Here is a 26,258-nt window from a genome sequence, read left to right on the forward strand (position 1 = left end):
TCAACGATAGGGAGCGTCTTCGGCCCGGCGTTGGGCGATTTCGGCTTCGTAGCGGTCGCCCACGGCGAGCAGCATGTCTTTGGTGAAATACAGGTCGCCGCGCTTTTCGCCGTGGTATTCGTGGATATGCGTTTCCACGATGGAGTCCACCGGGCAGCTTTCCTCACAGAAGCCGCAGAAAATGCACTTGGTGAGGTCGATGTCGTAGCGCGTGGTGCGGCGGGTGCCGTCGTCGCGCTGGTCCGACTCGATGGTGATCGCCAGGGCCGGGCACACGGCTTCGCACAGCTTGCACGCGATGCAGCGCTCTTCCCCGTTGGGGTAGCGGCGCAGCGCGTGCAGGCCACGGAAACGCGCCGACGCGGGCGTCTTTTCCTGGGGGTAGCGCAAGGTCACCTTGCGCTTGAAGAAATACTTGCCCGTCAGGCGCATGCCCTTGAGCAATTCGGTCAGCATCAGGCTGCCGAAGAAATCCTTGATCGCTTCCATATCCTGCCTCTGCCTGGCGGCTTAGCGCCAAATGTTCCAGGGCGTCTGCATCCAGATCGCCACCAAGACCAGCCACACGCCGGTCAGCGGGATGAAGATTTTCCAACCCAAACGCATGATCTGGTCGTAGCGGTAGCGCGGGAAAGTCGCGCGGAACCACACGAACAACGAGACCACGACGAACGTCTTGATACCCAGCCAGATCCAACCCGGAATCCAGGTCAGCGGCGCGATGTCGATCGGGGAGGCCCAGCCGCCCAGGAACATGATCGAGGCCATGCAGGACAGCAGGATCATGTTGGCGTATTCGCCCAGGAAGAACAGCGCGAACGCCATGCCCGAATATTCGACCATGTGGCCGGCCACGATTTCGGATTCGCCTTCGACCACGTCGAACGGGTGGCGGTTGGTTTCGGCCACGGCCGAAATCACGTAGACCACGAACAGCGGCAACAGCGGCAGCCAGTTCCAGGACAGGAACGTCAGGCCCTTGTCGGCGAACCAGCCGCGGTTCTGCACGTGCACGATTTCCGACATGTTGAGGCTGCCCGAGACCAGCAGCACCGTCACCAGCACGAAGCCGATGGCCAGTTCGTACGACAGCATCTGCGCCGAGGCGCGCAGCGCGCCCAGGAACGCGTACTTGGAGTTCGACGCCCAGCCGGCGACGATCACGCCGTACACGCCGATGGACGTGATGGCCATGATGTACAGCAGGCCGGCGTTGACGTTGGCCAGCACCACGTCGGGACCGAACGGCACCACCGCCCAGGCGGCCAGGGCCGGCATCAGCGTGACCACCGGGGCCACGACGAACAGCACCTTGTTGGCCTGCGACGGAACCACCACTTCCTTGGTCAGCAGCTTGAACACGTCGGCGAACGGCTGCAGCAGCCCCTTGATGCCGACGCGGTTCGGACCCATGCGCACGTGCATGGCGCCGATCATCTTGCGTTCCCAGTACGTGAGGTAGGCCACGCACAGGATGATGGGCACCGCGATGATCACAATCTTGATGAGGGTCCAGAGGACCATCCAGACCGTCGGGCCCAGCAATGCCGTACCCTGGCTCTCAAGAACATTAAGCCATTCCATCAGGCACGCTCCACGCTGATTTGACCGAATGCGCCACCCAGGGCCGCGGTGTTTTCAAAGGCAGCCGAAATGCGCACGGCGCGGTCGGCCACGGCATCGTCCTGCACGGTTTCGAGTTCGACGGCGCCCTGCCCGCCCGACACGCGCACCTTGGCCCCGGCCGTCAGGCCCAGGCTGGTGAGCGTGCGGCCGTTCATGGCGGCGGCCGGCTTCTTCGAGGCCGGAGCCGCCTGCAGCGGCTCGGAACGGCGCACCATGGCGTCGCTGCGGTAGATCGGCACGTCGGCGACGCGCTCCAGGCCGGCTGCCGCCTGGCCCAGGCCCAGCGGCGCCTTGATGTCGTTGGACAGGCGGCCTTCGACGCCGCCGGCCAGCACGGCGTCGCGCACGGACTCGGAGGTCTCGTCGTCGAAGCCGGCCAGGTGCAGCACGTTGCCCAGCACCCGCAGGACCTTCCAGCCCGGACGGGTCTGGCCGAACGGCGCGACCGTGCCCTTGAAGCTCTGGGCCAGGCCTTGCGCGTTGACGAAGGTGCCCGAGGTTTCGGTGAAGGGCGAGACCGGCAGCATGACGTCGGCCCATTCGGCGGCGGCCGAACGGTAAGGCGTCAGGGCCACGGCGAACTGCGCGCCGCGCAGCGCGGCCAGCGCCTGCTGGCCGTTGTCGGCGTCGAGCAGCGGCTCGGCGTGCAGCACCACGTAGGCCTTGAGCGGCTCGGCCAGCATGGCGGCGGCGTTCTTGCCGCCCTTGCCCGGAATCGCGCCGGCCAGGTAGCCGCCGACGGTGTTGCCGCCGGAGGTCAGGAAGCCGAACTTGCCGCCGGCCAGGTCGGCCACGGCGCGGCCGTTGGCCGCCAGGGTCGAGGCCTGCGGGCTGGCCACGGCCAGGTTGCCCATCAGGACCGCGGTGTTGGAACCGGACGCCAGGCTGGCGGCGATGGCCTTCGCATTGTCGCCCGGGACGACCGAGGCGAACTCGGCCGGCACGGCCTGTTCCTTGGCCTGGGCCAGCGCGACGGCCACTTCGGCCAGCGCGCGCGCCAGTTCGGACGGGGCCACGGTGACGCGGGCGGCGACCGGCATCAGCGGATCGTCGGCGGCGCTGTCGAGCATCAGGATCTGCGTGCCGCGCTTGGCGGCCTGGCGCAGGCGCTGCGCCATCAGCGGGTGGTCCTTGCGCAGGAACGAGCCCACGACCAGGACGCGGTCCAGGTTGTCGAGTTCGGCGATCGGCATGCCCAGCCACGGCGCGCCCGTCAGGGCGGCGTCGAAGGCCGCGTCGGTCTGGCGCAGGCGGAAGTCGATGTTTTCCGAACCCAGCGCGCGGACCAGGCGGCCCAGCAGCGCGTATTCTTCGGTGGTGGCGTATTCCGAGGCCAGCGCGCCGATCTGACCGGCGCCGAAGCTGTCGCGCACCCGCGACAGGCCCTGGGCCACGGCGGCCAGCGCGTCGGACCAGGAGGCTTCCTGCCACTTGCCGTCGGTGCCCTTGATCATCGGGGCCGACAGGCGGTCTTCGCTGTTCAGGCCTTCATACGAGAAGCGGTCGCGGTCGGAGATCCAGCATTCGTTGATGGCTTCGTCTTCGAACGGCACCACGCGCATGACGCGGTCGCCCTTGACCTGGATCACCAGGTTGGCGCCCAGGCTGTCGTGCGGGCTGACCGAACGGCGGCGCGCCAGCTCCCAGGTACGGGCGCTGTAGCGGAACGGCTTGGAGGTCAGCGCGCCCACCGGACAGATGTCGATCATGTTGCCGGAGAGCTCGGACTCGATCGAACGGCCGACGAAGGTCGTGATCTCGGAGTGCTCGCCGCGGTTGAGCATGCCCAGCTCCATGATGCCGGCGATTTCCTGGCCGAAGCGCACGCAGCGGGTGCAGTGGATGCAGCGGCTCATTTCCTCGGCGGAAACCAGCGGGCCCAGGTCCTTGTGGAAGACCACGCGCTTTTCCTCGTTGTAGCGCGAGGAGGAGGCGCCGTAGCCCACGGCCAGGTCCTGCAGCTGGCATTCGCCGCCCTGATCGCAGATCGGGCAGTCGAGCGGGTGATTGATGAGCAGGAATTCCATCACCGACTTCTGGGCGGCGCGCGCCTTTTCAGAGCAGGTGTGGACGACCATGCCGTTGGTTACGGGCGTGGCGCAGGCGGGCAGCGCCTTGGGCGCCTTTTCCACTTCAACCAGGCACATGCGGCAGTTGGCCGCGATGGACAGTTTCTTGTGGTAGCAGAAATGCGGCACGTAAAGCCCGATCTTCTGGGCGGCATGCATGACCATGCTGCCTTCGGGCACTTCGACCTTGTTGCCGTCGACGGTTAGTTCAACCATTGCTGTTCCTGAGACCTACAGATATTGCGGGACCACACAAGACTTGTGCTCGATGTGGTGCGCGAATTCGTCGCGAAAATGCTTGAGGAAGCCACGCACGGGCATGGCCGCGGCGTCGCCCAGGGCGCAGATGGTGCGGCCCATGATGTTGCCGGCCACGCTGTCGAGCAGGTCCAGGTCCTCCGGACGGCCCTGGCCGTTTTCGATGCGATGCACCATGCGGTAAAGCCAGCCGGTGCCTTCGCGGCACGGCGTGCACTGGCCGCAGCTTTCCTCGAAATAGAAATACGACAGGCGCATGAGCGACTTCACCATGCAGCGCGTCTCGTCCATGACGATCACCGCGCCCGAGCCCAGCATCGAGCCCGCCTTGGCGATGGAGTCATAGTCCATCGTGCATTCCATCATGATGTCGGCGGGCAGCACCGGGGCGCTGGAGCCGCCGGGAATCACGGCCTTGAGCTTCTTGCCGCCGCGCATGCCGCCGGCCAGTTCCAGCAGGGTCGAGAACGGGGTGCCCAGCGGGATCTCGTAGTTGCCGGGACGCTCGACGTCGCCGGTGATCGAGAACAGCTTGGTGCCGCCGTTGTTCGGCTTGCCGACTTCCAGGTAGGCCTGGCCGCCGTTGCGGATGATCCACGGCACGGCCGCGAACGTCTCGGTGTTGTTGATCGTGGTGGGCTTGCCGTACAGGCCGAAGCTGGCGGGGAACGGCGGCTTGAAGCGCGGCTGGCCCTTCTTGCCTTCCAGCGATTCCAGCAGCGCGGTTTCCTCGCCGCAGATGTAGGCGCCATAGCCGTGGAACGCATGCAGCTGGAAGCTGAAATCCGAACCCAGGATCTTGTCGCCCAGGAAGCCGGCGGCGCGCGCCTCCTCCAGCGCTTCCTCGAAGCGCTCGTAGACTTCGAAGATTTCGCCGTGGATGTAGTTGTAGCCCGCGCTGATGCCCATGGCGTAGGCGGCGATGGCCATGCCTTCGATCACGATGTGCGGGTTGAATCGCAGGATGTCGCGATCCTTGAACGTGCCCGGCTCGCCTTCGTCGGAGTTGCACACCAGGTACTTCTGGCCGGGGAAGGCGCGCGGCATGAAGCTCCACTTCAGGCCGGTCGGGAAGCCTGCGCCGCCGCGGCCGCGCAGGCCCGAGGCCTTGACTTCGGCGATCACGTCTTCCGGCTTCATGCCGGTGGTCAGGATCTTCTTGAGGGCTTCGTAGCCGCCGCGCTTGACGTAGTCGGCCAGGCGCCAGTTGGCGCCGTCGACGTCGGCCAGGATCTGCGGCTGGATGTGCCGGCCGTGCAGGCACATCGAGTTGGTCAGGTCGTTCAGCGGGTTGGGGTCCAGCCCCTGCGCAAACTGCTTGTACAGGTCGGGCGCGTTCATGCCGACTCTCCTTGCGCCTTGAGGGCCGCGACCAGCGCGTCCAGCTTCTCTTCGGTCATGCGCACGCACATATGCTTGTTGTTCACGATCAGCACCGGCGAATCGCCGCAAGCGCCCATGCACTCGCCTTCCACGAGCGTGAACTGGCCGTCGGCGGTGGTTTCTCGGTAGTCGACGCCCAGCTTGCGCTTGAGGTAGTCGCCGGCGCGTTCGCCGTCGCGCAAGGCACAGGGCAGGTTCGTGCAGACGGCGATCTTGTTCTTGCCGACGGGCTTGACGTCGAACATGTTGTAGAAAGTGGCGACTTCCTGGACCGCGATGGGCGGGACGCCGATGTAGTTGGCCACATCTTCGATGATTTCGGTAGCCAACCAGCCCTTCTCTTCTTGCGCGATGGCAAGCGAGGCCATGATGGCGGACTGCCGCTGGTCGGCCGGGAACTTGGCGAGTTCTCGGTCGATTTTCTGGTAGGCCTGTTCGGAAAGCAGCATAGTTTGAATCCGGGTTATGCGGGCGTGCTCGTGACTGTCTGGGCGGATCAGCGATCGATCTCGCCGAAAACGATGTCCTGCGTGCCAATGATGGTGACGGCGTCGGCGATCATGTGACCGCGAGACATTTCATCCAGCGATTGGAGGTGGGCAAAGCCCGGCGCCCGAATTTTCAGACGGTAGGGCTTGTTGGCGCCGTCGGACACCGCGTAGATGCCGAATTCGCCCTTGGGGTGTTCCACCGAGGCATACGCTTCACCGGGAGGAACGTGGAAGCCTTCAGTGAAGAGCTTGAAGTGATGGATCAGCTCTTCCATGTTGGTCTTCATGGCGGTGCGCTTGGGCGGGGCGATCTTGTGGTTCTCGATCATGACCGGGCCCGGATTGTTGCGCAGCCATTCCACGCACTGGCGGATGATGCGGTTGCTTTCACGCATTTCGGCGACGCGGACCAGGTAGCGGTCGTAGCAATCGCCGTTGACACCCACCGGGATGTCGAAATCGACCAGGTCGTAGACCTCGTAGGGCTGCATCTTGCGCAGGTCCCAGGCCACGCCCGAACCGCGCAGCATCGGGCCGGTGAAGCCCAGCGCCTTGGCGCGCTCGGGATCGACCACGCCGATGCCGACCAGGCGCTGCTTCCAGATGCGGTTGTCGGTCAGCAGCGTTTCGTACTCGTCCACGCAACCGGGGAAGCGGTTGGTGAAGTCTTCGATGAAGTCCAGCAGCGAACCCGAACGCGCGTCGTTCATGGCGCGCAGTTCCTTGTCGCCGCGGTACTTGCTGGTGGCGCCGTACTGCGGCATGGAATCCGGCAGGTCGCGGTAGACGCCGCCCGGACGGTAGTAGGCCGCGTGCATGCGCGCGCCCGAGACCGCTTCGTAGCAGTCCATCAGGTCTTCGCGCTCGCGGAAGGCGTACAGGAACACCGCCATGGCGCCCACGTCCAGGGCGTGCGAGCCCAGCGACATCAGGTGGTTCAGCAGGCGCGTGATTTCGTCGAACATCACGCGGATGTACTGGGCGCGCAGCGGCGCTTCGATGCCCAGCAGCTTCTCGATGGCCATGACGTAGGCGTGCTCGTTGCACATCATGGACACGTAGTCCAGGCGGTCCATGTAGGGCAGCGCCTGGATGTAGGTCTTGTGTTCGGCCAGTTTTTCGGTGGCGCGGTGCAGCAGGCCGATGTGCGGGTCGGCGCGCTGGATCACTTCGCCGTCGAGCTCGAGCACCAGGCGCAGCACGCCGTGCGCGGCCGGGTGCTGGGGACCGAAGTTGAGCGTGTAGTTCTTGATTTCTGCCATGATTTAACGCCCCAAGCCGTAGGAATCTTCGCGGACCACGCGCGGGGTGATCTCGCGCGGATCGATCGTGACCGGCTGGTAGATGACGCGGCGTTGTTCGGGGTCGTAGCGCATTTCGACGGTGCCGGACAACGGGAAGTCCTTGCGGAACGGGTGACCGATGAAGCCGTAGTCGGTAAGGATGCGGCGCAGGTCCGGGTGGCCTTCGAAGACGATGCCGTACAGGTCGAAGGCTTCGCGCTCGAACCAGCCCACGCCCGGCCAGCACTCGATCAGCGAGGCGACCACCGGGAACTCGTCGTCCTCGGCCCAGGTGCGCACCCGCAGGCGCCAGTTGTGCTCGATCGACAGCAGGTGCACGACGACGGCGAAGCGCGCGCGCTGGACCTTGGCGTTGGCTTCCTCGGGCATCTGGCGGGTGCCGTTGCCCCAGGTCAGGTAGTCGACGCCGCAGAGGTCGATACAGGTTTCAAAGCGCAGGCCGGCTTCGGTGCGCAGCTTGTTGCAGACCGAGAACCACTGCTGCGCGGGCACTTCGAGCGTCAGCTCGCCCAGCGCCTCGGTCAGCGCGATATCGGCGCCGAGGGTGGTCTGCAAATTGTTTTTCAGGGTTTCGAGCCTGGTCATCATCTTGTACGCTTAGGTGAACCGATACGCTGGTTTCGCGAGGCCGGCGGCGGGTTGCCGCCCGGCGGGCGAAGGCTCAGCGCGCAATCGTGTTGGTCAGGCGGATCTTGTTCTGCATTTGCAGCAAGCCGTAGACCAGCGCCTCGGCCGTAGGCGGACAGCCCGGCACGTAGACGTCTACCGGTACGATGCGATCGCAGCCACGGACCACCGAATACGAATAGTGGTAGTAGCCGCCGCCGTTGGCACAGGAGCCCATCGAGACCACCCAGCGCGGCTCGGGCATCTGGTCATAGACCTTGCGCAGCGCCGGCGCCATCTTGTTGCACAGCGTGCCGGCCACGATCATGAGATCGGACTGGCGCGGGCTGGGCCGGAAAATGATGCCGAACTGGTCCAGGTCGTAGCGGGCCGCGCCCGCGTGCATCATCTCAACCGCGCAGCAGGCCAGACCGAAGGTCATGGGCCACATGGAGCCGGTCTTCGCCCAGTTAAGGAACTTGTCGGCGCTGGTTGTGATGAACCCTTGCTTGAGAATGCCGTCTATAGCCATATTCGTCTCTGATAGCGTGCTGTACAGGAAGCCCGGGGCTTATTCCCAGTCCAGCGCGCCCTTTTTCCATTCATAGATGAAGCCGACGGTGAGCACGGCCAGGAAGACCATGACCGTCCAGAATCCGACGAGCCCGACCGTGCCCTGGGCGATGGCCCACGGGAACAGGAACGCAATTTCGAGGTCGAAAAGAATGAACAGGATCGCCACCAGGTAGTAGCGCACGTCAAACTTCATGCGGGCGTCTTCAAAAGCTTCGAAGCCGCACTCGTACGGCGAAAGCTTTTCGGCGTACGGACGCCGCGGACCAAGGAGGGAGCCGGCCGTCAGCAGCGCGAACCCGATGAGGGTGGCCACTACGATAAACAGCAGGACGGGGAAATACTGTTGCAGGTTCATTCAGGCGTCCGTCAAATGCGCAAACCTTAGGATTGTAGCATTCGCGGGGTTACTTCTGGCTGAACTCTGTAGCCTGAACAGCGGGTGAAAGACTGCATTTCTTCACCGGAACAATCGCGGCTTGCGCAGCGACCGGACAAGCTTACTACAAGCGCTTTGCGCGCCGTCGACAAGGCGGCGAAAAACAACGCCGGAACGAAAAAAAACCACTCCGGAGAGTGGTTTTCGTACGAACGGGCCGAAGCCCGTTCGCGCACTTTTTCAAATCCAGGCAGGGCTTGCGCCCTGCGTTGGATTAGAAGCGATGACGGATACCGACGCCGACGGCGGTCGACTTGACGTCGTCGATGAAGGCGTAGTTCTTGGCGTACGAACCGTAGGCGTACAGGTTGGTGCGCTTGGACAGGTCGTAGGTGTAGCCCAGCGAGAAGACGTTCATCTTGTCGTCGCCGCCCGTCAGCTTGTCGTTCGACGGGTCAACCATCTGCCACGAACCGAACAGCTTCGAAGCGCCGCCGATGGGGGCCGACAGACCGACCATGTACGAGTTGGCCTTGAAGCCGTCAGCGAAGATGTTGGTGCCCAGGGTGTCACCCGAGGTGATACCGTTGATGCCTTGGCCGCCGAACCAGCCGTCGGTCGTGCGAGCGTAGGCCAGCGAGAGCTTGACCACTTCGAAGTCGTACGAACCGCCGATGCCATACGAACGCGGGGTGGCGTCAACAGCAGCTTGGGACTGGTTGTTGCTGGCGTTCAGTTGGTCGTACGACAGAGCGACGTTCAGCGGGCCGTTGACATAGCGCAGGCCGGTGGTGATGCCGCGGACGTTGTCGGCGGTGCGGAAGCCGACGCGGTCGGCACCAGCGTTGTCATCAACGCTGAACGAGTAGCCAGCGCCGAACTGGAAGCCGCTGAAGGACGGGGTCTGGTACATGACCATGTTGTCCCAGCGAACCGTGTTCATGGCGCTCATGCCCATGCCGATGTTGGCTTGGCCGAAACCGGCGCCGAACGGATCGATCGAACCGAAGTACTTCGACGAGATGTTGGTCTGACGGCCGAAGTCCAGCTGACCCCAGCTGTCGGAGGCCAGACCGATCGTGGCTTGACGGCCGAACAGACGGCCACCTTGAGCCGACTTGCCGTTGCCCGAGTCAAAGCCCGATTCCAGTTGGAAAACAGCGCGCAGGCCGTCACCCAGATCTTCCGAACCACGCAGACCCCAGCGCGAACCGTTCTGCACGCCGTTGATCATGCCGATACGGCTGCCGTCGAAGCCGTCACCCTTGACCTTGTTGTAACCGATACCCGTGTCGATGATGCCGTACAGGGTGACAGACGTTTCTGCCTGGGCGACACCGGCAAAACCGGCGAGCAGGGCGGCAGCGAGCAGAGTCTTTTTCATTTAAGAAATCTCCGTTGATTTGAGTGACAAGAGCAGCAATCCAGCAAACCAGCCTGCCGCCCCCCTAACTCCGCGAAGGGAAGTTGACGCTATTGCATCAAAAATCAGGGGGGCTGGCTACGGCCGGCATCAGAAAAGTGCAGGTTTGCGACAGGCTTGTTGGGATATTGCAACATCACGGCAAGGCCTGGCCGATCGGCCTAGGGCTAACCCTGATGAAACTGACCAAGCCCCTATTCATGCGACTTTCAGCCCTGCCCCTAATTTTTTGAGGCATTTCGGAGCCCTGTTTTTGGCGCGAGCTACGTTGCCGCGCGGCCGCGATCCGGCGCGCCCGGCCGGAACAAACCTTTCAGCCGCGATCGGTTTGGCGGCTGCAATCCATATGCCGATCCGTTTCCGTCCCCCGGCTTTCAATAACATTGTTATCAATAAAAATCGCCGCTATGATCGAACGCATCGACAACCGGTTCCCGCGCCATGCCCTCCACTTCCCCCCGCAGCGGCCGTAGCGAAAGCCTGAACGCGCTGCGCCGCCAGCTCATCCTCGACGCCGCCCAGCGCGTGTTCGAACGCGACGGGCTGGAGAAGACCACGATCCGCGCCATCGCCAACGAGGCCGGCTGCACCACCGGCGCCATCTACCCCTGGTTCGCGGGCAAGGAAACCATTTACGGTGCGCTGCTGGAAGCCTCGCTGCAGCGCCTGCACGCCCACCTGAGCGAAGCCGCGGCCACGGGCGAGGCGCGCACGGCCGCGCGCCGGGCGATCCACGCCTTCTATGGCTACTACGCCGAGCGCCGCACCGATTTCTCCCTGGGCATGTACCTGTTCCAGGGCCTGGGCCCGCGCGGACTGGGCCGCGAGATGGACGAACGCCTCAACGCCCGGCTGCGGCAATGCGTGGACCTGCTGGGCTTGGCCCTGGCCCGCACCAAGTCCTGGGACGCCGCCGTGGTCGAGGTCGAACAGATGAATCTCTTCACTTACCTGATGGGCCTGCTCCTGCTGCAGCACACCCACCGCCTGAAATCCCTGGGCCAGCGCGCCGACGCGCTGCTGGACAGCTATTGCAACGCCCTGGAGCAACGATGACCGCAACCGACCTGGACACCCGCGCCGAGGCCCCGCTCATCAGCCTGGCCGACTTCCACATCCTGCTGGCCGACCAGCATCCGTTCTCCATGCTGCTCGGCATCGACGTGATCAGCATCGGCTACGGCACCGCGCGCGCCGTGCTGCCGGCGCGCGACGCCCACCAGCGGCTGGGCGGCATCGTGGCCGGTCCCATGCTGATGGGCCTGGCCGACCTGACCATGTATGCGGCGGTGGTGGGCGCCACCGGGCAGGCGCACGCCGTCACCGCCAGCCTGACCATCAATTTCCTGCGCAAGAGTCCCGCCGGCGCGATCTACGCCGACGCCCGCCTGCTCAAGGTCGGGCGGCTGTCGGCCGGCGAAGTGATACTGACGGGCGAAGGCTCGGACGAGCCCCTGGCCCATATCGTCAGCACCTGGTCGGTGCCCAGGCCATGAACCCGCCCGCCAGCCTGCGCGTCAGCATCGTCGGCATGGGCAGGACCGGCACGCGGGCCGCGCGCCGCCTGCTGGCGGCCGAACCGGACATCGCGCTGACCCTCTACGACATCGAGCCCGACCGCTGCGAGGATTTCCGCGGCAGCGCCACGCTGGCCACCTCCGCGCGCGAGGCCCTGGCCGAGTCCGACACCATCGTGCTGGCCCTGCCGCGCGAGCGCGAGATCGACCGCACCCTGGAACGCTTCAGCGACGGCCACGTCACCGCGCCGGTGGCCGGCAAGCTGATCGTGGACCTGGAGCCGCCCTCGGCCGAACGCGCGCGCCGGCTGGACCAGGCGATCGTGGAGGCCGGCGGGCGCTATATCTGCGCGCCGCTGCCCGGCGCCGCGGCCCCCGGCAGCGCCGAGGCCCGCCTGCTGCTGGCGCTGGCGTTCAGCGCCAGCGCTGCGCCGCCGCCACGCACAGCGCCAGCCAGCCGAAGCTGACCGCGAAGCCGGCGAATACGTCGCTGGCGAAATGGACCTGCAGCAGGATGCGGCTGAGCCCCACCGCCATGACCAGCGCCGCCATGATCGCGACCGCCGGCAGCCGCCAGGCCGGCGGCGCCAGCCGCCACACCAGGTAGCAGGCCGTGCCGTAGACCGCCATCGCCGCCGAGGCGTGGCCGCTGGGGAAACTCCAGCCCGACACGTTGATGTAGCCGTAGCCGTGCTCGGGGCGCACGCGCTCGAAGCTGTGCTTGAGCATCCAGTTGAGCGCGCCGCCCGCGGCGGTGGCGACCGCGCAGAACAGGGCCAGCCGCCACTGCCGGTTCCACAGCAGGCCCAGCGTCATCAGCACGCTCACCACTGTCAGGAAATTCCGGTCGCCCAGGTAGGTGAACCAGGACAGCAGCCAAAGCAGCCACATCGACATGGACAGGCTCAGGGCGCCGGCCAGCGCCTCGTCGAACGCCACCACGGCGCCCTGCTGCCCGACCGCGTAGGCGAAGACCAGGAACAGGGCGAACGAAGCGCCGGCGGCCGCCGCGAAACACGGCGCGCGGCCGCGGCACGGCAGCTGCTGCCAGCCGCGCGCGGCCAGCATCGCCGCCGCGCCGCTCAGAAGCGGCAGCGCGATGAACAATAGCAAGGCATGGGACGCGACCCACGCCGCATAGACGTTGGTCATTTGCAAGCGTCCATGAGGAAATTCACGCCGCCGGCCACGCTACAGCGCGACCAGCGTCTTGTCGACCGGTGCGAAAGCATGGGTCCCGGCGGCGTAGTCCCAACGCTCGACCCGGCAGCCGCCGTCGGCGTCGCGCTCGATCACGTTCACGGAATTGGGAATGCTGCCGCGCACGCGGTGCGAGCAGGCGGTGCCGGCCTGCACGATCCAGCCCCCGCCCCCGGCCTCGGGGCGCAGCGGCAGCACATAAGGCAGATGGATGTGGCCGCCCAGCACCAGGTCCACCCCGGCCTCGCCCCAGGCCTGCAGCGCGCGCTCGCGCCCGATCAGCAGGTTGGACAGGTCGGACTCGACCTTGGCGCGCACCGGATGGTGCGCCACCACCACCCGCAGCTGGCCCGGCCGGGCCTGGCGCAGGCGCTGGGCCACGCGGGCGATCTGGCCGCCGGAGATTTCGCCGTCCTTGTGGCGGCGCGGGCGCGTCGTGTTCAGGCCGATGGCCAGCAGGCCGTCGCTTTCGAAGACCGGTTCGAGCACCGCGCCCAGGGCGCGCTTGTAGTTGCCGTAGGGGTTGAGCGCGCGCGCCAACACGTTGAAAAGCGGGATGTCATGGTTGCCCGGCACGGCCAGCACCGGCAGCGACAGGCGCTCGATGAACTTGCGGGCGGCGGCGAACTGGCCGCGCCGCGCGCGCTGCGTGATGTCGCCGCTCAGCACCACCAGGTCGGGCGCAAGGCTGCGGGCCAGGTCCAGCACGGCCTCGACGACCGGCTTGCGTTCAGTGCCGAAGTGCGTATCGGAAAGATGCAGGATGCGCGTCATGAACGGTCCAGGTATTGCGGGTCCGTGGGCACCACCAGCGGCAACCGCTCGGGGGCCACCTTGAATTCCAGCGGCGTGTCCATCCAGGAGATCTCGCCGTCCATCGCCACCTTGACCCGCCGCCGTCCGCGCACGCCCACCGACAGCCGGTCGAAGGCGAAGTTGACGACGTGCTCGGCGTCGCCCAGCCGGCTGGCCAGGCCGCGCAGCAGCAGGCCGTACAGCGCCAGGGTGCCGACCGGCCGCGCCGCCATGGCGATCAGGCGTCCGCGTTCGAGTTCCTCGGCCGGAATCCCGATGTGTTCGAGCTGCAGCGGATTGTTGCCGACCACCAGGGTGGGAGAGCGCAGGCTGCGCGCCTTGCCCTCGTAGTCCAGCGTCAGGCTCAGCTGGCGCGGCGCGCGCAGCAGCGTGACCATGCCGGACCACAGGGCCACCAGCCGGCTGCGGCCGTACTTCTGCTTGTAGGCTTCGCGGTCTTCGAGCAGTTGCGGATACAGGCCCAGGCTGGCGTTGACCAGGAACAGCCGGCCGTTGAGCAGGCCGACCTGCACCGGCTGGATCCGGCCTTGCAGGAACCCGCGCAGCGCCGTTTCCGTATCCTGGGAAATGCCGTAGCTGCGGCCGAAGTAATTGAAGGTGCCCTGGGGCAGGATGCCGAAGGGCACGCCCTGGCCCAGCACGGCGCCGGCCACGGCGCTGAGCGTGCCGTCGCCGCCGGCGGCGATCACCACGCCCTGCTCCTGCTGGGCGCGCCGCAGCGCCTCGCGGGCCTGTTCGGTCAAACGGGACGGGTCCTGCACGGGCATCAGTTCGTAGCGCCGTCCGGCCGCATCGAGCATGCCGCGGATGGTGTCCTGCAGCGCTTGCGCGTCGCCGCGCCCCGATCCGGTATTGAGGACGATGAAGAGCGGCTCTTGTCCCGTCAGGGACCGGGCCCCCGCCGCGGGGCTCTGCTGGGATGGCGTCATGGGTAAAACATACCCCATGCCGGCGACGCGCCGCAACAAAGCCCCTGGCCGATCAGCGGCCGATCGCGTAGGCCTGCATGAGGCGCGGCGTGGCGGCCGCGTGCAGCAGGCCGTCGGCGTCGCGCGAGGCGGCCGTCAGGCGCCCCACCGACCATTGCGGCACCTCTTCGATCCGGTGGCCGCGCTGGCGCAGCGCCTCGATCACCTCGGCGCCGAAACCGGCCTCCAGCGCCAGGTGCCCCGGCTTGCGGTCGCGCGGATAGAAGGAAGTGGGGAAATGCATGGTGTGCGACATGGGCAGGTCGATCGCTTCCTGCAGGTTCAGCCCGTGGTGGACGTGGCGCAGGAAGAACAGCAGCTGCCATTGCTCCTGCTGGTCGCCGCCGGGCGTGCCGAAGGCCAGGTAAGGCTTGCCTTCGCGCAGCGCCAGCGAGGGCGTGAGCGTGGTGCGCGGCCGCTTGCCCGGGGCCAGCGTGCCCGGCAGCCCCTCTTCCAGCCAGAACATCTGGGCGCGCGTGTTCAGGCCGAAGCCCAGTTCGGGAATGACCGGCGAGGACTGAAACCAGCCGCCCGACGGCGTGGCCGAGATCATGTTGCCCCAGCGGTCGATCACGTCCACGTGCGTGGTGTCGCCGCGCCTGGCCGAGGCGCGCATGTCGGCCAGCGTGGGCTCGTTGGTGGCGCTGCCGGGCGCCGTGACCGGCGACAGGCGCGCGAGCGTCTCCATGACGCGCGCCACCTGCGCCTCGTAGCCCGGCACGATGCCGGGCAGCAGTTCGTGCGAGGCCGCGGCGCCGATCAGCGCGCGGCGTTCGTCGTTGTAGGCGTCCGACAGCAGATGCGCCAGCGGCACGTCGACGAATGCCGGATCGCCGTAATACGCCTCGCGGTCGGCGAAGGCCAGCTTCATGGCCTCGGTCAGCCGGTGCACGAACTCGGCGCTGTTCGGCCCGGCGGCGCCCAGATCCATGTGCTTGAGCAGCGCCAGGGTCTGCAGGAACACCGGTCCCTGGCTCCAGGCGCCGGCCTTGGCCACGGTATAGCCGTGGTAATCGTAGGTGACCGGCGTGTCGTAGCCGGCCGACCAGCCCGCCAGGTCGTCGGCCGTGATGACGCCGCGATGCGGCACGCCGCTCTCGTCCATGACCTCGTTGCCGCGCGCGTAGCGGTCGATCGCCTCGGCCACGAAGCCGCGGTAGAACGCGTCGCGCGCCGCCTCGATCTGCCGGTCGCGGTCTCCGCCCGCGCTTTCGGCCTGCTGCAGCACCCGGGTCCAGGTGCGGGCCAGCGCCGGGTTGCGGAACAGCTTGCGGGCCTGCGGCACCTGGCCGCCCGGCACGTAGACCTGGGCCGTGGTCGGCCAGTGGGTCTCGAAAAAGTCCTTGAGCCCGGCGATGGTGTTGGCGATGCGCGGCATCAGCGCGTGGCCGTGCTCGGCGTAATAAATGGCCGGTTCCAGCACGTCGCGCACGCGCATGGTGCCGTGGTCCCGCAGCAGCTGCATCCAGGCGTCGAACGCGCCCGGAATGACCGTGGCCAGCAGGCCGTTGCCGGGAATCAGCGCCAGGCCTTCGGCGCGGTAGCGCTCCAGCGTGGCCGCCGCCGGCGTGGCGCCCTGCCCGCACAGCACCTCGACGCGGCCGGTGCGGGCCGAATAGAACACGGCGGGCACTTCGCCGGCCGGCCCCACCAGGTGGGGCTCGACCACCTGCAGCACGAAGGCCGAGGCGACGCAGGCGTCGAACGCATTGCCGCCGCGTTCCAGCAGCGACATGCCGGCCGCGCTGGCCAGCCAGTGCGTAGACGTGACGACACCGAAGGTGCCGAGGATTTCCGGACGCGTGGTGAACATGGGGGCACCTGGGCTGATTTACTTTTTGGCGAGGCTCACGCCCTTCAGGCGGATCAGGCCATCGGGATACGGCACGAAGCCATCGAGCTTCTTCTGCACGCCGAAGGTCCACGGCAGGTAGAAGAGGTAGACGATGGGACGCTGGTCCTGCATGGCGGCCAGCACCTGGTCATACAGGGCGCGGCGCTTGGCCTCGTCGGATTCGGCGCGGGCGTCGTTGAGCAGCTTGTCCACGGCGGGATCGCAGAACTTGCCGTCGTTCAGGTTGCCCTTGCAGCTCACGTACTGATGGATGTTGCCGCTGGGATCGACCCGGCCGGACCAGCCGCTCTGGCCCACTTCGAAGTCGCCGCGCGCCAGCGAAGACTGCAGCGACGCGAATTCCACCGGGCGCAGCGTGATATCGAAACCCGCTTCGGCGCCCATGGCCTGCACCAGCTCGAACACCTGCTGCATGGTGGTGTTGTTGCCGTAGGTGATCTCGAACTTGACGCGGTCGTAGCCGGCCTGCTTGAGCAGCGCCTGGGCCTTCTGCGGGTCGCGGCCCTTGTGCTCGAAGGCCCTGTCGTAGGCGAAGCTGGCGGGCGGGAACGGCTGGTAGGCGGGCTGGAACATGCCTTCGCCGACCACCTGGTTGAGCACGTCGCGGTCGATCGCGAGGTCCAGCGCCTGGCGCACGCGCTTGTCCTTGGCCAGCGGGTTGTCGGCGCGCGCGCCGTTGCCCAGGTTGACCGAGATCGCCTGGAAGCCCAGGCCGGTGACCGGCGCGAGCCGCAGGTTCTTGTCGTCCTTCACCGCCTTGGCGTCGCTGGGCGCGACGCGCTCGATGATGTCCAGGTCGCCGGCGCGCAGGTTGTTCAGGCGCACCGTGGTGTCGGGAATCGGCGTGTAGACCAGACGGTCGAAGTGATAGTTGGCCGCGTCCCAGTGCTTGGGAAATTTCTCCAGCACGATGCGGTCGTTCTGCACGCGCTCCTTGAACTGGTACGGACCGGAGCACACCGGCTTGCCGCCCGGGTCCTTGTCGAAGCTGGCCGGCGACATCATCATGCCGGCGCGGTCCGACAGCTGCGACAACAGCGACGCGTCGGGCTCGGACAGCTTGAGCACCACGGTCCCGGCGTCCGGCGCCTCGACGCTGGCGACCGTGGCCAGCTCGCTCTTGCGGTTGCTGTCGGGCTGGGTGCGGGCGCGGTCCAGGTTGGCCTTGACCGCGGCGGCGTCTATCGGCGTGCCGTCATGGAACACGGCGTCCGTGCGCAGCTTGAAGGTCAGGGTCTTGCCGTCGTCGGCCACCGTCCAGGACTGCGCGAGCTGCGGCACGATCTTCAGGTCCGGCGTGATGTCCACCAGCTTGTCGCACAGCGAGGCGAACACGATGCGGCCGACGAAGGTGCGGGCGCGCACCGGATCGAGCACGTCCGGGTCGTCCTGCAGGCCGATACGCAGGGTGGACTGGGCCTGGGCCCATCCGCTGGCCAGCATTCCGGCCATGGCCATGGCGAGGCAAAGTTTACGCATGCTTGTCTCCGTCTATATAGGGTTCGATTCTGCGCCAGGCGCGCGGGGATTGTATAGAGCGGCGGACGCCCCTCACGCCCGGGGCGCCGGCGGCGGCCGCCATGCGGACGCTTCAGGGAATCCGGCAGGGCGCGGCGAAGTCCACGCAGGCCTGGACCTGCTCGCGCAGGCTGGCCACCAGCGGACGCGCGTCGTCGCGCCGGTATTGAAACGCGTAGGGCAAGGCCGCCAGCGCCGGCTCGCAGTCCAGCACGCGCAGGCTGCCTTCGTCCTGCAGCTTGCGGGCCCAATGGCTGGGCAGCAGCCCCACGCCGGTGCCTTCGATCAGCAGGCCGACCACCGCCCCCCAGTTGTTGCAGCACAGGCGTTCGCCGCCGGCGTCGCGGCCGGCGAGCCAGTCGTCGATGATGCGCGTGGTGCCGGCCCCGGCCGGCAGCGTGACCAGCGGCAGGCGCGCCAGCAGTTCGGGCGACATGCGCGTGGCGCCGTCGAGCGCGGCCGGCGCCGCGGTCCAGCAGAATTCGGCCTGGCCGATGGGCGCGGAGGCGATGCCGGGCCGCGACGAACGGCCGGCGATCACGGCGAAATCCAGTTCGCCGTCGGCCACGCGCTGCTCCAGCACCTGGCCGATGTCCACATAGGGTTCGAGCACCAGCTCCGGGTAGGCGCTGCGCACGCCCCGGATCAGGCGCGGCAGCCAGGTCAGCGCGCTCAGTTCGCCCACGCCGAAGCGGCAGCGTCCGCGCAGGCCCGGGCTTTGCGCCAGCGAGGCGCGCACCCGCTCGGCCGCGGCCAGCAGTTCGCCGGCCTGCGGCAACAGGCGCTGGCCGGCGTCGGTCAGCACCGCCTTGTGGCCGCTGCGGTCGAACAGCGGCTGGCCCAGCGCCTGTTCGAGTTCGGCGATGCGCTTGGACAGCGACGACACCGACAGATGCAGGCGCTCGGCCGCCACGGCGAAACTTGCGCAGGTGGCGGCCCAGTAGAAGGCTTCGAGTTGCTTGAGGGTCATGCCCGGATTGTAGAGGCGCGCAGCGCCCGGGCGACCCGTGGAATCACGCGGTTTTGGGCGTCAGCAGGTGCGCGGAGAACCGGAGGGTGTCGATGGCGGCGCGGAGCATGCGCTCGACGCGCGGCCACATATCGCCCTTGAGGCGATCGGACCAACAGATGCTGTCGAACACCCCGTCGACCAGGGCGTGCAGGTACAGATTGGACAGGCGCACATCCAACGCGCGCGGCAGGTCCTCGCGCCTGACGGCGGCGCGCAGCAGTTTCTCCGAGGTGCGCAGCGCATGGCGCTCCCACAGGTCGCGGCGGCGCAGCAGCGGCGCGTTCTCGTCGCTGCGCTCGCATTTCAGGTACAGGATTTCCAGCACGCGCTGCACCGATCCTTCCTGCGCGTAGATCTGGATGTACTGCCGCATGGAGGCGTAAAGCGATTCCAGGGCCTCGCCCTCGGTCGACACCTGGGTGAGCGGCGCCGCCTCGCCGAGCGCGCGGTCGCACATGGCGATACAGACGTCGATCTTGTTCTTGTAGTGGCCGTAGACGGCGCCCCGGGACACGCCCGCGTGGTCGGCAATGTCGCTCATGGTGGTGGCGGCCACCCCTTTGGACAGGAACACGTGCTCGGCCGCATCCAGGATGCGGTCGCGGGTGCGTTGGGACTCTTCTTTCGTCTTGCGGGCCATGCGGGGACCTCCTTCTCAAAAAACGGGGTGCAAAAAAAAGGCGGCCTCGAAGCCGCCTTTTTGGACACTGTGAACATGTGTGAAGCGAAGAGCATACTTCCGAACAAAATAATTAATCAAGCGTGACGGATTAAATGATAGACTCGCTTCCCCACCCGGGAAAGTTGGCGCCTTTCCCCACGTAAGCCCCGCCGCGGGCCCATCAAGACAATTTCAAAAATGAAGCAAAAAGTCTCCCTACGCACGCTCGCCCTATCTTCCGTATTAATTCTTATTACCGGGTGCTCGAAGCCCGAAACCCCGCAAGCCGCCGACGCCCCGGCCGAGATCGGCGTCATCGTCGCCCGGGCCACGCCCACCAGCGTCGCCACCGAACTGCCGGGCCGCCTGGAGCCCTACCGCGAAGCGGAAGTGCGCGCGCGCGTGGCCGGCATCGTGACCGCCCGCCTGTACGAGGAAGGCCAGGACGTGGCGCGCGGCGCCGCGCTGTTCCAGATCGATCCCGAGCCGCTGCAGGCCGCCTACGACTCCGAAGCCGCGAACCTGGCGCGCGCCCAGGCCAACCTGTCCGCCGCCGCCGACAAGCTGCGGCGCTACGCCGACCTGGTGTCGGACCGCGCCATCAGCGAACGCGACCACGCCGAAAGCGTGGCGCAGGAACGGCAGGCCCGCGCCGAAGTCGCCCTGGCCCGCGCCAACCTGCAAAGCGCCAGGCTCAAGCTGGACTATGCGCGCGTCACTTCGCCCATCGACGGCCGCGCGCGGCGCGCGCTGGTGACCGAGGGCGCGCTGGTGGGCGAAGGCCAGGCCACGCCGCTGACGGTGGTGCAGCAGATCGACCCCATCTACGTGAACTTCGCGCAGCCGGCCGCCGAGGTGATGCAGCTGCAGAAGCAGATCCGCGCGGGCGCGCTGGAGGGCGTGGCGCCGGAACAGGTGCGGGTGCGGCTGCTGCTGCCCGACGGCACCGAGTACGGCCGCGGCGGCGCGCTGTCCTTCGCCGACCTGGCGGTGGACCCGGGCACGGACAACGTCACGATGCGGGCCTTGTTCGAAAACCCGAACCGCGAACTGCTGCCCGGCATGTACGTGCGGGTGCGGCTGGAACAGGCGATCAACCGCGACACCTACCTGGTGCCGCGCAACGCCCTGCTGCGCAGCGCCGACGGCGCGCACGTGCTGGCCGCCGGGCCGGACGGGGAACTGCAGAAAATCGCCGTCACCGCGCAACGGCTGCAAGGCCCGAACTGGGTCGTCACGCAGGGACTGGCGGGCGGCGAGCGCATCGTCGTCGAGAACGCCGCGCAGCTGGCGGCGGGACAGAAAATCAAGCCGGTGGAACGGGCAGCCGCGCCCGCATCCGGCCACCAAGGATAAACCGCAATGGCGCGTTTTTTCATCGATCGCCCCGTCTTCGCCTGGGTGATCTCGCTGCTCATCGTGCTGGTCGGCATCCTGTCGATCCGCGCGCTGCCCGTGGCGCAATATCCCGACATCGCACCGCCGGTGGTCAACGTCGGCGCAAGCTATCCCGGCGCCTCGGCCAAGGTGGTCGAAGAGGCCGTCACCGCCATCATCGAACGCGAGATGAACGGCGCCCCGGGGCTGATGTACACCTCGTCCAGCAGCGACTCGACGGGCTGGGCCAGCATCAACCTGACCTTCAAGCAGGGCACCAATCCGGACCTGGCGGCCGTGGAAGTGCAGAACCGCCTGAAGGCGGTGGAGCCGCGCCTGCCCGAATCCGTGCGCCGCGACGGCGTGCGCGTGGAGAAGGCGGCCGACAACATCCAGCTGGTGGTGTCGCTGAAGTCGGACGGCAGCCTGGACGACATGCAGCTTGGCGAGCTGGCCGCCTCCAACGTGCTGCAGGCGCTGCGCCGCGTGGAAGGCGTGGGCAAGGTGCAGGCCTTCGGCGCGGAGGCCGCCATGCGCATCTGGCCGGACCCGGCCAAGCTGACGGCCATGTCCCTGACGCCGGGCGACATCGTCTCGGCCCTGCGCAGCCACAACGCGCGCGTCACCATCGGCGAGCTGGGCAACCAGGCCGTGCCCAAGGACGCGCCGCTGAACGCCAGCATCGTCGCCGGCGAATCCCTGCGCACGCCCGAGCAGTTCGGCAACATTCCGCTGCGCGCGCAGCCGGACGGCGCCACCCTGCGCCTGAAGGACGTGGCCCGGGTGGAGCTGGGCGGCACCGACTATATGTACCTGTCGCGCGTGAACGGCATGACGGGCACCGGCCTGGGCATCAAGCTGGCCCCGGGCTCGAACGCCGTGGACACCACCCGGCGCATCCGCGCGACCATGGAGGAGCTGGCCCAGTACTTCCCGCCGGGCGTGACCTGGGACATTCCCTACGAGACCTCCACCTTCGTCGAGATCTCCATCAGCAAGGTGCTGATGACCCTGCTGGAAGCCGTGGCGCTGGTGTTCTGCGTGATGTACCTGTTCATGCAGAACCTGCGCGCCACGCTGATCCCGACGCTGGTCGTGCCGGTGGCCCTGCTGGGCACCCTGGGCGTGATGCTGGGGCTGGGCTATTCCATCAACGTGCTGACGATGTTCGGCATGGTGCTGGCCATCGGCATCCTGGTGGACGACGCCATCGTGGTGGTGGAAAACGTCGAGCGCATCATGGCCGAAGAGGGACTGCCGCCGCGCGCGGCCACGGTGAAGGCCATGGGCCAGATCAGCGGCGCCATCGTGGGCATCACGGTGGTACTGGTGTCGGTGTTCGTGCCCATGGCGTTCTTCGACGGCGCGGTGGGCAATATCTACCGCCAGTTCGCCGTGACGCTGGCCGTTTCGATCGCCTTCTCGGCGTTCCTGGCCCTGTCGCTGACGCCGGCGCTGTGCGCCAGCCTGCTCAAGCCCATCGCCGCCGGCCATCACGACAAGCGCGGCTTCTTCGGCTGGTTCAACCGGGCCTTCGCGCGCCTGACCGCGCGCTACACGGCAAAGGTGTCCGGCGTGCTGGCGCGCCCCGTGCGCTTCGGCCTGGCCTACCTGGCGGTGATCGCCGCGGCGGCGCTGCTGTTCGCGCGGCTGCCCTCCTCCTTCCTGCCGGACGAGGACCAGGGCAGCTTCATGGCCATGGTCATCCTGCCCCAGGGGTCGCCGCAGGCCGAAACCATGGCGATGGTGAAAGAGGTCGAGCGCTACATGATGGAGAACGAACCCGTCGAGTACGTGTATTCGGTCAACGGCTTCAGCAACTACGGCAGCGGGCCCAACTCGGCCATGTTCTTCGTCACGCTGAAGGACTGGAAGGAGCGCGGCGCCGCCGACCTGCACGTGAACGCCGTGGTGGACCGCATCAACGACGCCTTCGCCGACCGCAAGAACGTCATGGTGCACGCGCTGAACGCCCCGCCGCTGCCGGACCTGGGCTCCACGTCGGGATTCGACTTCCGCCTGCAGGACCGCGGCGGCCTGGGCTACGAGGCGCTGACCCGGGCCCGCCGGCAGTTGCTGGCGGCCGCGTCCGAGCATCCCGCGCTCGCGGAGGTCGTCTTCGCCGGCCAGGAAGAGGCGCCGCAGCTGGAGCTGCGCATCGACCGCGACAAGGCCCAGGCCATGGGCGTGCCGATGGACGAGATCAACACCGCGCTGGCGGTGATGTACGGGTCGGACTACATCGGCGACTTCATGCTCAACGGCCAGGTGCGGCGCGTGACCGTGCAGGCCGACGGCCGGAGCCGCGTCGACATGGACGACGTGTCGCGCCTGCACGTGCGCAACGTGCAGGGCCAGATGGTGCCCCTGTCGGCCTTCGCCACGCTGAAATGGTCGATGGGACCGCCGCAGCTAGAGCGCTACAACGGCTTTCCTTCCTTCACCATCAACGGCGCTGCCGCGCCCGGGCACAGCAGCGGCGAGGCCATGCGCGCCATGGAGGCGCTGGCGGCCGAGCTGCCGCGCGGCATCGGCTTCGACTGGTCGGGACAGTCGTATGAAGAAAGGCTGTCCGGCAACCAGGCGCCCATGCTGTTCGCGCTGTCGGTGCTGGTCGTGTTCCTGGCGCTGGCCGCGCTGTACGAAAGCTGGTCCATCCCGCTGGCGGTGATCCTGGTGGTGCCGCTGGGCGTGATCGGCGCGCTGCTGGGCGTGACGCTGCGCGGCATGCCCAACGACATCTACTTCAAGGTCGGCCTCATCGCCACGATCGGGCTGTCGGCCAAGAACGCGATCCTGATCGTCGAAGTGGCCAAGGACCTGGTGCGCGACGGCCAGGGCATCGTGTCCGCTACCCTGGAGGCGGCGCGGCTGCGCCTGCGGCCCATCGTGATGACCTCGCTGGCCTTCGGCGTGGGCGTGCTGCCGCTGGCGCTGGCCACCGGCGCGGCGTCGGGCGCCCAGGCCGCCATCGGCACGGGCGTGCTGGGCGGCATCGTCACCGCCACGGTGCTGGCCATCTTCCTGGTGCCGCTTTTCTTTCTCATCGTGGGCCGCGCGCTCGGCATGCGCGTGCGCCCCGCGCGTCCGCAAGGCCGCGAACCGCTGGAGACCTCGCCATGAAGGCTATGGCAACACCCCTGCTTGCGCTGGCCCTGGCCGGCTGCTCGCTGGCCCCTGTGTATGAACGTCCGGCCGCGCCGGTCCCCGACGCCTACGGCGCGCCCGCCGCCGACGGACAGGCCGCCATGCCGCAGGACTGGCGCGCCTATTTCAACGACCCGGCGCTGCAGGCCTGGATCGACGCCGCTTTGCGCAACAACCGCAACCTGCGGGTGGCGGCGCTGCGCATCCAGGAAGCCCGCGCGCTGTACGGCGTGCAGCAGGCCGACCGCCTGCCCGCCATCGACGGCGCGGCCGAGTTCAGCCGCGGACGCGCCGTCGAACCGGGCCAGCCGCGCATGCCGGTGGCGGACCGCTATCGCGCCGCCGTCGGCATCGCCGCGTTCGAGCTGGATTTCTTCGGCCGCGTGAAAAGCCTGAGCGACGCCGCGCTGTCGCGCTACCTGGCCAGCGAGGAAGCGCACCGCGCCGCCACGCTGTCGCTGGTGTCGGAAACGGCCACGGCCTACTTCAACCAGCGTTCGCTGGCCGAGCAGCTGCGCCTGACCGACAGCACGCTGGCGCTGCGCGAGGCGACGCTCAGGCTCACCCAGCGCCGCTACGACGCCGGGCTGGAAACCGCGGTGGGCCTGCGCACCGCGCAGATGCTGGTGGAATCCTCGCGCGCCACGCATGCCGAGCTGAGCCGGGAATACCGCCAGGCCGTGCACACCCTGGGCCTGCTGGCGGGCGACTTCACCCTGCCGCCGGACACCGACGCCGTCACGCTGGAAAGCCAGAGCCTGACGCCGCTGGCCGCCGGCCTGCCCTCGGCCCTGTTGGTCCGGCGCCCGGACCTGCGCCAGGCCGAGGACATGCTGCGGGCCGCCAATGCGGACATCGGCGCGGCGCGCGCGGCGTTCTTTCCGTCCGTGCAGCTGACGACCGACATCGGCACCACGGCCGGCAGCTTCTCGGACCTGTTCGGCGCGGGCACGGGCGCCTGGACCTTCGCGCCCAGGCTGACGCTGCCCATTTTCAACGCCGGACGCAACAGCGCCAACCTGTCGCTGGCCGAGGCGCGCAAGGACATCGCGGTGGCGCAGTACGAAGGCAGCATCCAGCAGGCCTTTCGCGAAGTGGCCGACGCGCTTTCCGCGCGCGACACGCTGCGCGCCCAGATCGATGCGCAGCGCAAGGTCCGCGACGCCGACCGCGACCGCCAGCGCCTGACCGAAAGGCGCTACGAGCGCGGCGTGGCCAGTTATCTGGAAATGCTGGAGGCGCAGCGCAGCCTGTTCGAGTCCGAGCAGGAATTCATCCGGCTGCAGCAGCGCCGGCTGGTCAATGCGGTAGCGCTCTACAAGGCGCTGGGCGGCTGGGAGCCGCCCGGCTCATGAGGGCTTATCCGGCCTTGTCGATGCGGTAGGCGCAGCGGCGCGCGCCCGTGAGGATGTGCTCCTCGCGCCTGACCCGGAACTCGTCTCCGAGCACCTTGTGGAAGAGTTCCAGTTCGCTGCGGCAAAAGCCCATGCAGGTTTTCGCCGCGGAACAGATCGGGCAATGGTTCTCGATGAAGAGGAAGTCCGGACCGTCCTTGCGCAGCTCGGCCATATAGCCTTCGGCGCAGCGGACTTCCACCAGCCGCTCCAGGCGCTCCTTCAGACTGCGCGCGCCCTGCATGGCCTGGCGATAGCCGTTGAGCATGGCCGCTTCGCGCGCCGCGATCAGCTTTTCGACGCCCTCTTCGCCGAACACCTGGCGGATGGCACCGATCATCTGCACCGTCATTTCGGCGTGCGTGTCCGGAAAGCGGCCGTGCCCGGCATCGGTCAGGAACCAGATCTGCGTGGGCCGTCCGCGGCCGGCGCTATGGCTTTCGCAATCCACCAGTCCTTCCGCGTGCAGGCGCGCCATCTGCTGGCGCACCGCCTCGGCCGTCACGTCCAGGGCCTTGGCGATGACGGTCACGGATTGCGGGCCGCGCGTCTTCAAGGTCATGAGCACGCGGTCCGCGGGTTGGTGCTCCCAGACGACGGGGCGGGACGGGCTGTCAGACATGAATGTGGATTCTCCGGATGTTTGCCTGGGATGTTCGGCTATGGTGCCACGAACCGCGG

The 26,258-nt window shown here is 67.5% G+C and carries 24 protein-coding genes; 6 read left to right on the plus strand and 18 right to left on the minus strand.

The annotated features are described in order from the left end of the window. The 10 genes from nuoI to AC1IQ6_RS21815 form a co-directional block, all read right to left on the minus strand. Entirely contained in the window at positions 1-489 is a 489-nt protein-coding gene (nuoI, locus tag AC1IQ6_RS21770) for an NADH-quinone oxidoreductase subunit NuoI (protein ID WP_043543405.1), read from the minus strand. Between the two features lie 21 nt (positions 490-510). Next, a complete protein-coding gene (gene nuoH / locus AC1IQ6_RS21775) occupies positions 511-1,584 on the minus strand; it encodes an NADH-quinone oxidoreductase subunit NuoH (RefSeq protein WP_102774348.1) in 1,074 nt (357 codons plus the stop codon). Then, entirely contained in the window at positions 1,584-3,911 is a 2,328-nt protein-coding gene (gene nuoG, locus AC1IQ6_RS21780; RefSeq protein WP_102774347.1) for an NADH-quinone oxidoreductase subunit NuoG, read from the minus strand. Before nuoG ends, nuoH begins: the two co-directional genes overlap by 1 nt. A gap of 15 nt (positions 3,912-3,926) precedes the next feature. Next, positions 3,927-5,294 carry an NADH-quinone oxidoreductase subunit NuoF gene (gene nuoF, locus AC1IQ6_RS21785; RefSeq protein ID WP_102774346.1) on the minus strand — a complete coding sequence of 456 codons (1,368 nt, stop codon included), beginning with the start codon at positions 5,292-5,294 and terminating at the stop codon, positions 3,927-3,929. Continuing rightward, entirely contained in the window at positions 5,291-5,785 is a 495-nt protein-coding gene (nuoE, locus tag AC1IQ6_RS21790; protein ID WP_043543414.1) for an NADH-quinone oxidoreductase subunit NuoE, read from the minus strand. The genes nuoF and nuoE overlap by 4 nt, the downstream gene beginning before the upstream one ends. A 47-nt stretch (positions 5,786-5,832) precedes the next feature. Continuing rightward, positions 5,833-7,089 (minus strand): NADH-quinone oxidoreductase subunit D, encoded by a 1,257-nt coding sequence (locus tag AC1IQ6_RS21795; protein ID WP_102774345.1) that lies wholly within the window; start codon positions 7,087-7,089, stop codon positions 5,833-5,835. Between the two features lie 3 nt (positions 7,090-7,092). Continuing rightward, positions 7,093-7,719: an NADH-quinone oxidoreductase subunit C gene (locus tag AC1IQ6_RS21800; RefSeq protein WP_102774344.1), complete on the minus strand. Its 627-nt coding sequence runs from the start codon at positions 7,717-7,719 to the stop codon at positions 7,093-7,095. 73 nt (positions 7,720-7,792) lie between these two features. Further along, complete coding sequence (locus tag AC1IQ6_RS21805) at positions 7,793-8,269, minus strand: NuoB/complex I 20 kDa subunit family protein (protein WP_006217960.1); 477 nt, start codon at positions 8,267-8,269, stop codon at positions 7,793-7,795. Between the two features lie 39 nt (positions 8,270-8,308). Next, positions 8,309-8,668, minus strand: coding sequence for an NADH-quinone oxidoreductase subunit A (locus AC1IQ6_RS21810; protein WP_006217959.1), 360 nt, complete (start codon positions 8,666-8,668; stop codon positions 8,309-8,311). Positions 8,669-8,963: 295 nt separating this feature from the next. After that, on the minus strand, positions 8,964-10,073 hold the full coding sequence (locus AC1IQ6_RS21815) for a porin (protein WP_485865284.1): 1,110 nt from the start codon (positions 10,071-10,073) through the stop codon (positions 8,964-8,966). Positions 10,074-10,553: 480 nt separating this feature from the next. Between AC1IQ6_RS21815 and AC1IQ6_RS21820 the strand changes: the two genes are divergently transcribed. The 3 genes from AC1IQ6_RS21820 to AC1IQ6_RS21830 are packed head-to-tail and all read left to right on the plus strand — an operon-like array spanning position 10,554 to position 12,096. Next, complete coding sequence (locus AC1IQ6_RS21820; RefSeq protein WP_111826554.1) at positions 10,554-11,168, plus strand: TetR/AcrR family transcriptional regulator; 615 nt, start codon at positions 10,554-10,556, stop codon at positions 11,166-11,168. Further along, positions 11,165-11,608: a PaaI family thioesterase gene (locus AC1IQ6_RS21825; protein ID WP_111826553.1), complete on the plus strand. Its 444-nt coding sequence runs from the start codon at positions 11,165-11,167 to the stop codon at positions 11,606-11,608. Before AC1IQ6_RS21820 ends, AC1IQ6_RS21825 begins: the two co-directional genes overlap by 4 nt. Further along, positions 11,605-12,096, plus strand: coding sequence for an NAD(P)-binding domain-containing protein (locus AC1IQ6_RS21830; protein ID WP_111826552.1), 492 nt, complete (start codon positions 11,605-11,607; stop codon positions 12,094-12,096). The genes AC1IQ6_RS21825 and AC1IQ6_RS21830 overlap by 4 nt, the downstream gene beginning before the upstream one ends. On the opposite strand, the gene AC1IQ6_RS21835 is transcribed toward AC1IQ6_RS21830, so the two are convergent. From AC1IQ6_RS21835 to axyZ, 7 genes are all read right to left on the minus strand, one after another. Then, positions 12,044-12,781, minus strand: coding sequence for a phosphatase PAP2 family protein (locus AC1IQ6_RS21835; RefSeq protein WP_111826551.1), 738 nt, complete (start codon positions 12,779-12,781; stop codon positions 12,044-12,046). The two genes, AC1IQ6_RS21830 and AC1IQ6_RS21835, sit on opposite strands and share 53 nt — an antisense overlap. Before the next feature lie 39 nt (positions 12,782-12,820). Further along, positions 12,821-13,603, minus strand: coding sequence for a metallophosphoesterase family protein (locus AC1IQ6_RS21840; RefSeq protein WP_485865285.1), 783 nt, complete (start codon positions 13,601-13,603; stop codon positions 12,821-12,823). After that, positions 13,600-14,574 (minus strand): diacylglycerol/lipid kinase family protein, encoded by a 975-nt coding sequence (locus AC1IQ6_RS21845; protein ID WP_485865286.1) that lies wholly within the window; start codon positions 14,572-14,574, stop codon positions 13,600-13,602. The genes AC1IQ6_RS21840 and AC1IQ6_RS21845 overlap by 4 nt, the downstream gene beginning before the upstream one ends. 52 nt (positions 14,575-14,626) lie before the next feature. Beyond that, on the minus strand, positions 14,627-16,426 hold the full coding sequence (locus AC1IQ6_RS21850) for a gamma-glutamyltransferase family protein (RefSeq protein WP_485865287.1): 1,800 nt from the start codon (positions 16,424-16,426) through the stop codon (positions 14,627-14,629). Positions 16,427-16,444: 18 nt separating this feature from the next. Next, a complete protein-coding gene (locus AC1IQ6_RS21855; protein ID WP_485865288.1) occupies positions 16,445-17,947 on the minus strand; it encodes an ABC transporter substrate-binding protein in 1,503 nt (500 codons plus the stop codon). Between the two features lie 112 nt (positions 17,948-18,059). Further along, positions 18,060-18,956: a LysR family transcriptional regulator gene (locus AC1IQ6_RS21860; protein ID WP_209165034.1), complete on the minus strand. Its 897-nt coding sequence runs from the start codon at positions 18,954-18,956 to the stop codon at positions 18,060-18,062. A gap of 43 nt (positions 18,957-18,999) precedes the next feature. Next, a complete protein-coding gene (axyZ, locus tag AC1IQ6_RS21865; protein WP_111826545.1) occupies positions 19,000-19,638 on the minus strand; it encodes a multidrug efflux transcriptional repressor AxyZ in 639 nt (212 codons plus the stop codon). A gap of 219 nt (positions 19,639-19,857) precedes the next feature. Here axyZ and AC1IQ6_RS21870 point away from each other — a divergent pair, with 219 nt between their 5' ends. The 3 genes from AC1IQ6_RS21870 to oprZ are packed head-to-tail and all read left to right on the plus strand — an operon-like array spanning position 19,858 to position 25,538. Beyond that, the gene (locus AC1IQ6_RS21870; RefSeq protein WP_485865289.1) at positions 19,858-21,015 is read left to right on the plus strand and encodes a MexX/AxyX family multidrug efflux RND transporter periplasmic adaptor subunit; all 1,158 of its coding nucleotides are present in this window, start codon (positions 19,858-19,860) and stop codon (positions 21,013-21,015) included. 6 nt (positions 21,016-21,021) lie between these two features. After that, a complete protein-coding gene (locus tag AC1IQ6_RS21875) occupies positions 21,022-24,159 on the plus strand; it encodes a multidrug efflux RND transporter permease subunit (protein ID WP_209165036.1) in 3,138 nt (1,045 codons plus the stop codon). After that, positions 24,156-25,538, plus strand: a complete 1,383-nt coding sequence (gene oprZ / locus AC1IQ6_RS21880; protein WP_485865290.1) for a multidrug efflux RND transporter outer membrane subunit OprZ — start codon at positions 24,156-24,158, stop codon at positions 25,536-25,538. The genes AC1IQ6_RS21875 and oprZ overlap by 4 nt, the downstream gene beginning before the upstream one ends. 4 nt (positions 25,539-25,542) lie before the next feature. Here the strand turns inward: oprZ and AC1IQ6_RS21885 are convergent, their stop codons facing one another. Further along, on the minus strand, positions 25,543-26,199 hold the full coding sequence (locus AC1IQ6_RS21885; RefSeq protein WP_102774338.1) for a helix-turn-helix transcriptional regulator: 657 nt from the start codon (positions 26,197-26,199) through the stop codon (positions 25,543-25,545). Positions 26,200-26,258 lie beyond the last annotated feature (59 nt).

The sequence above is a fragment of the Achromobacter sp. MUI-25009338 genome (assembly GCF_057359325.1).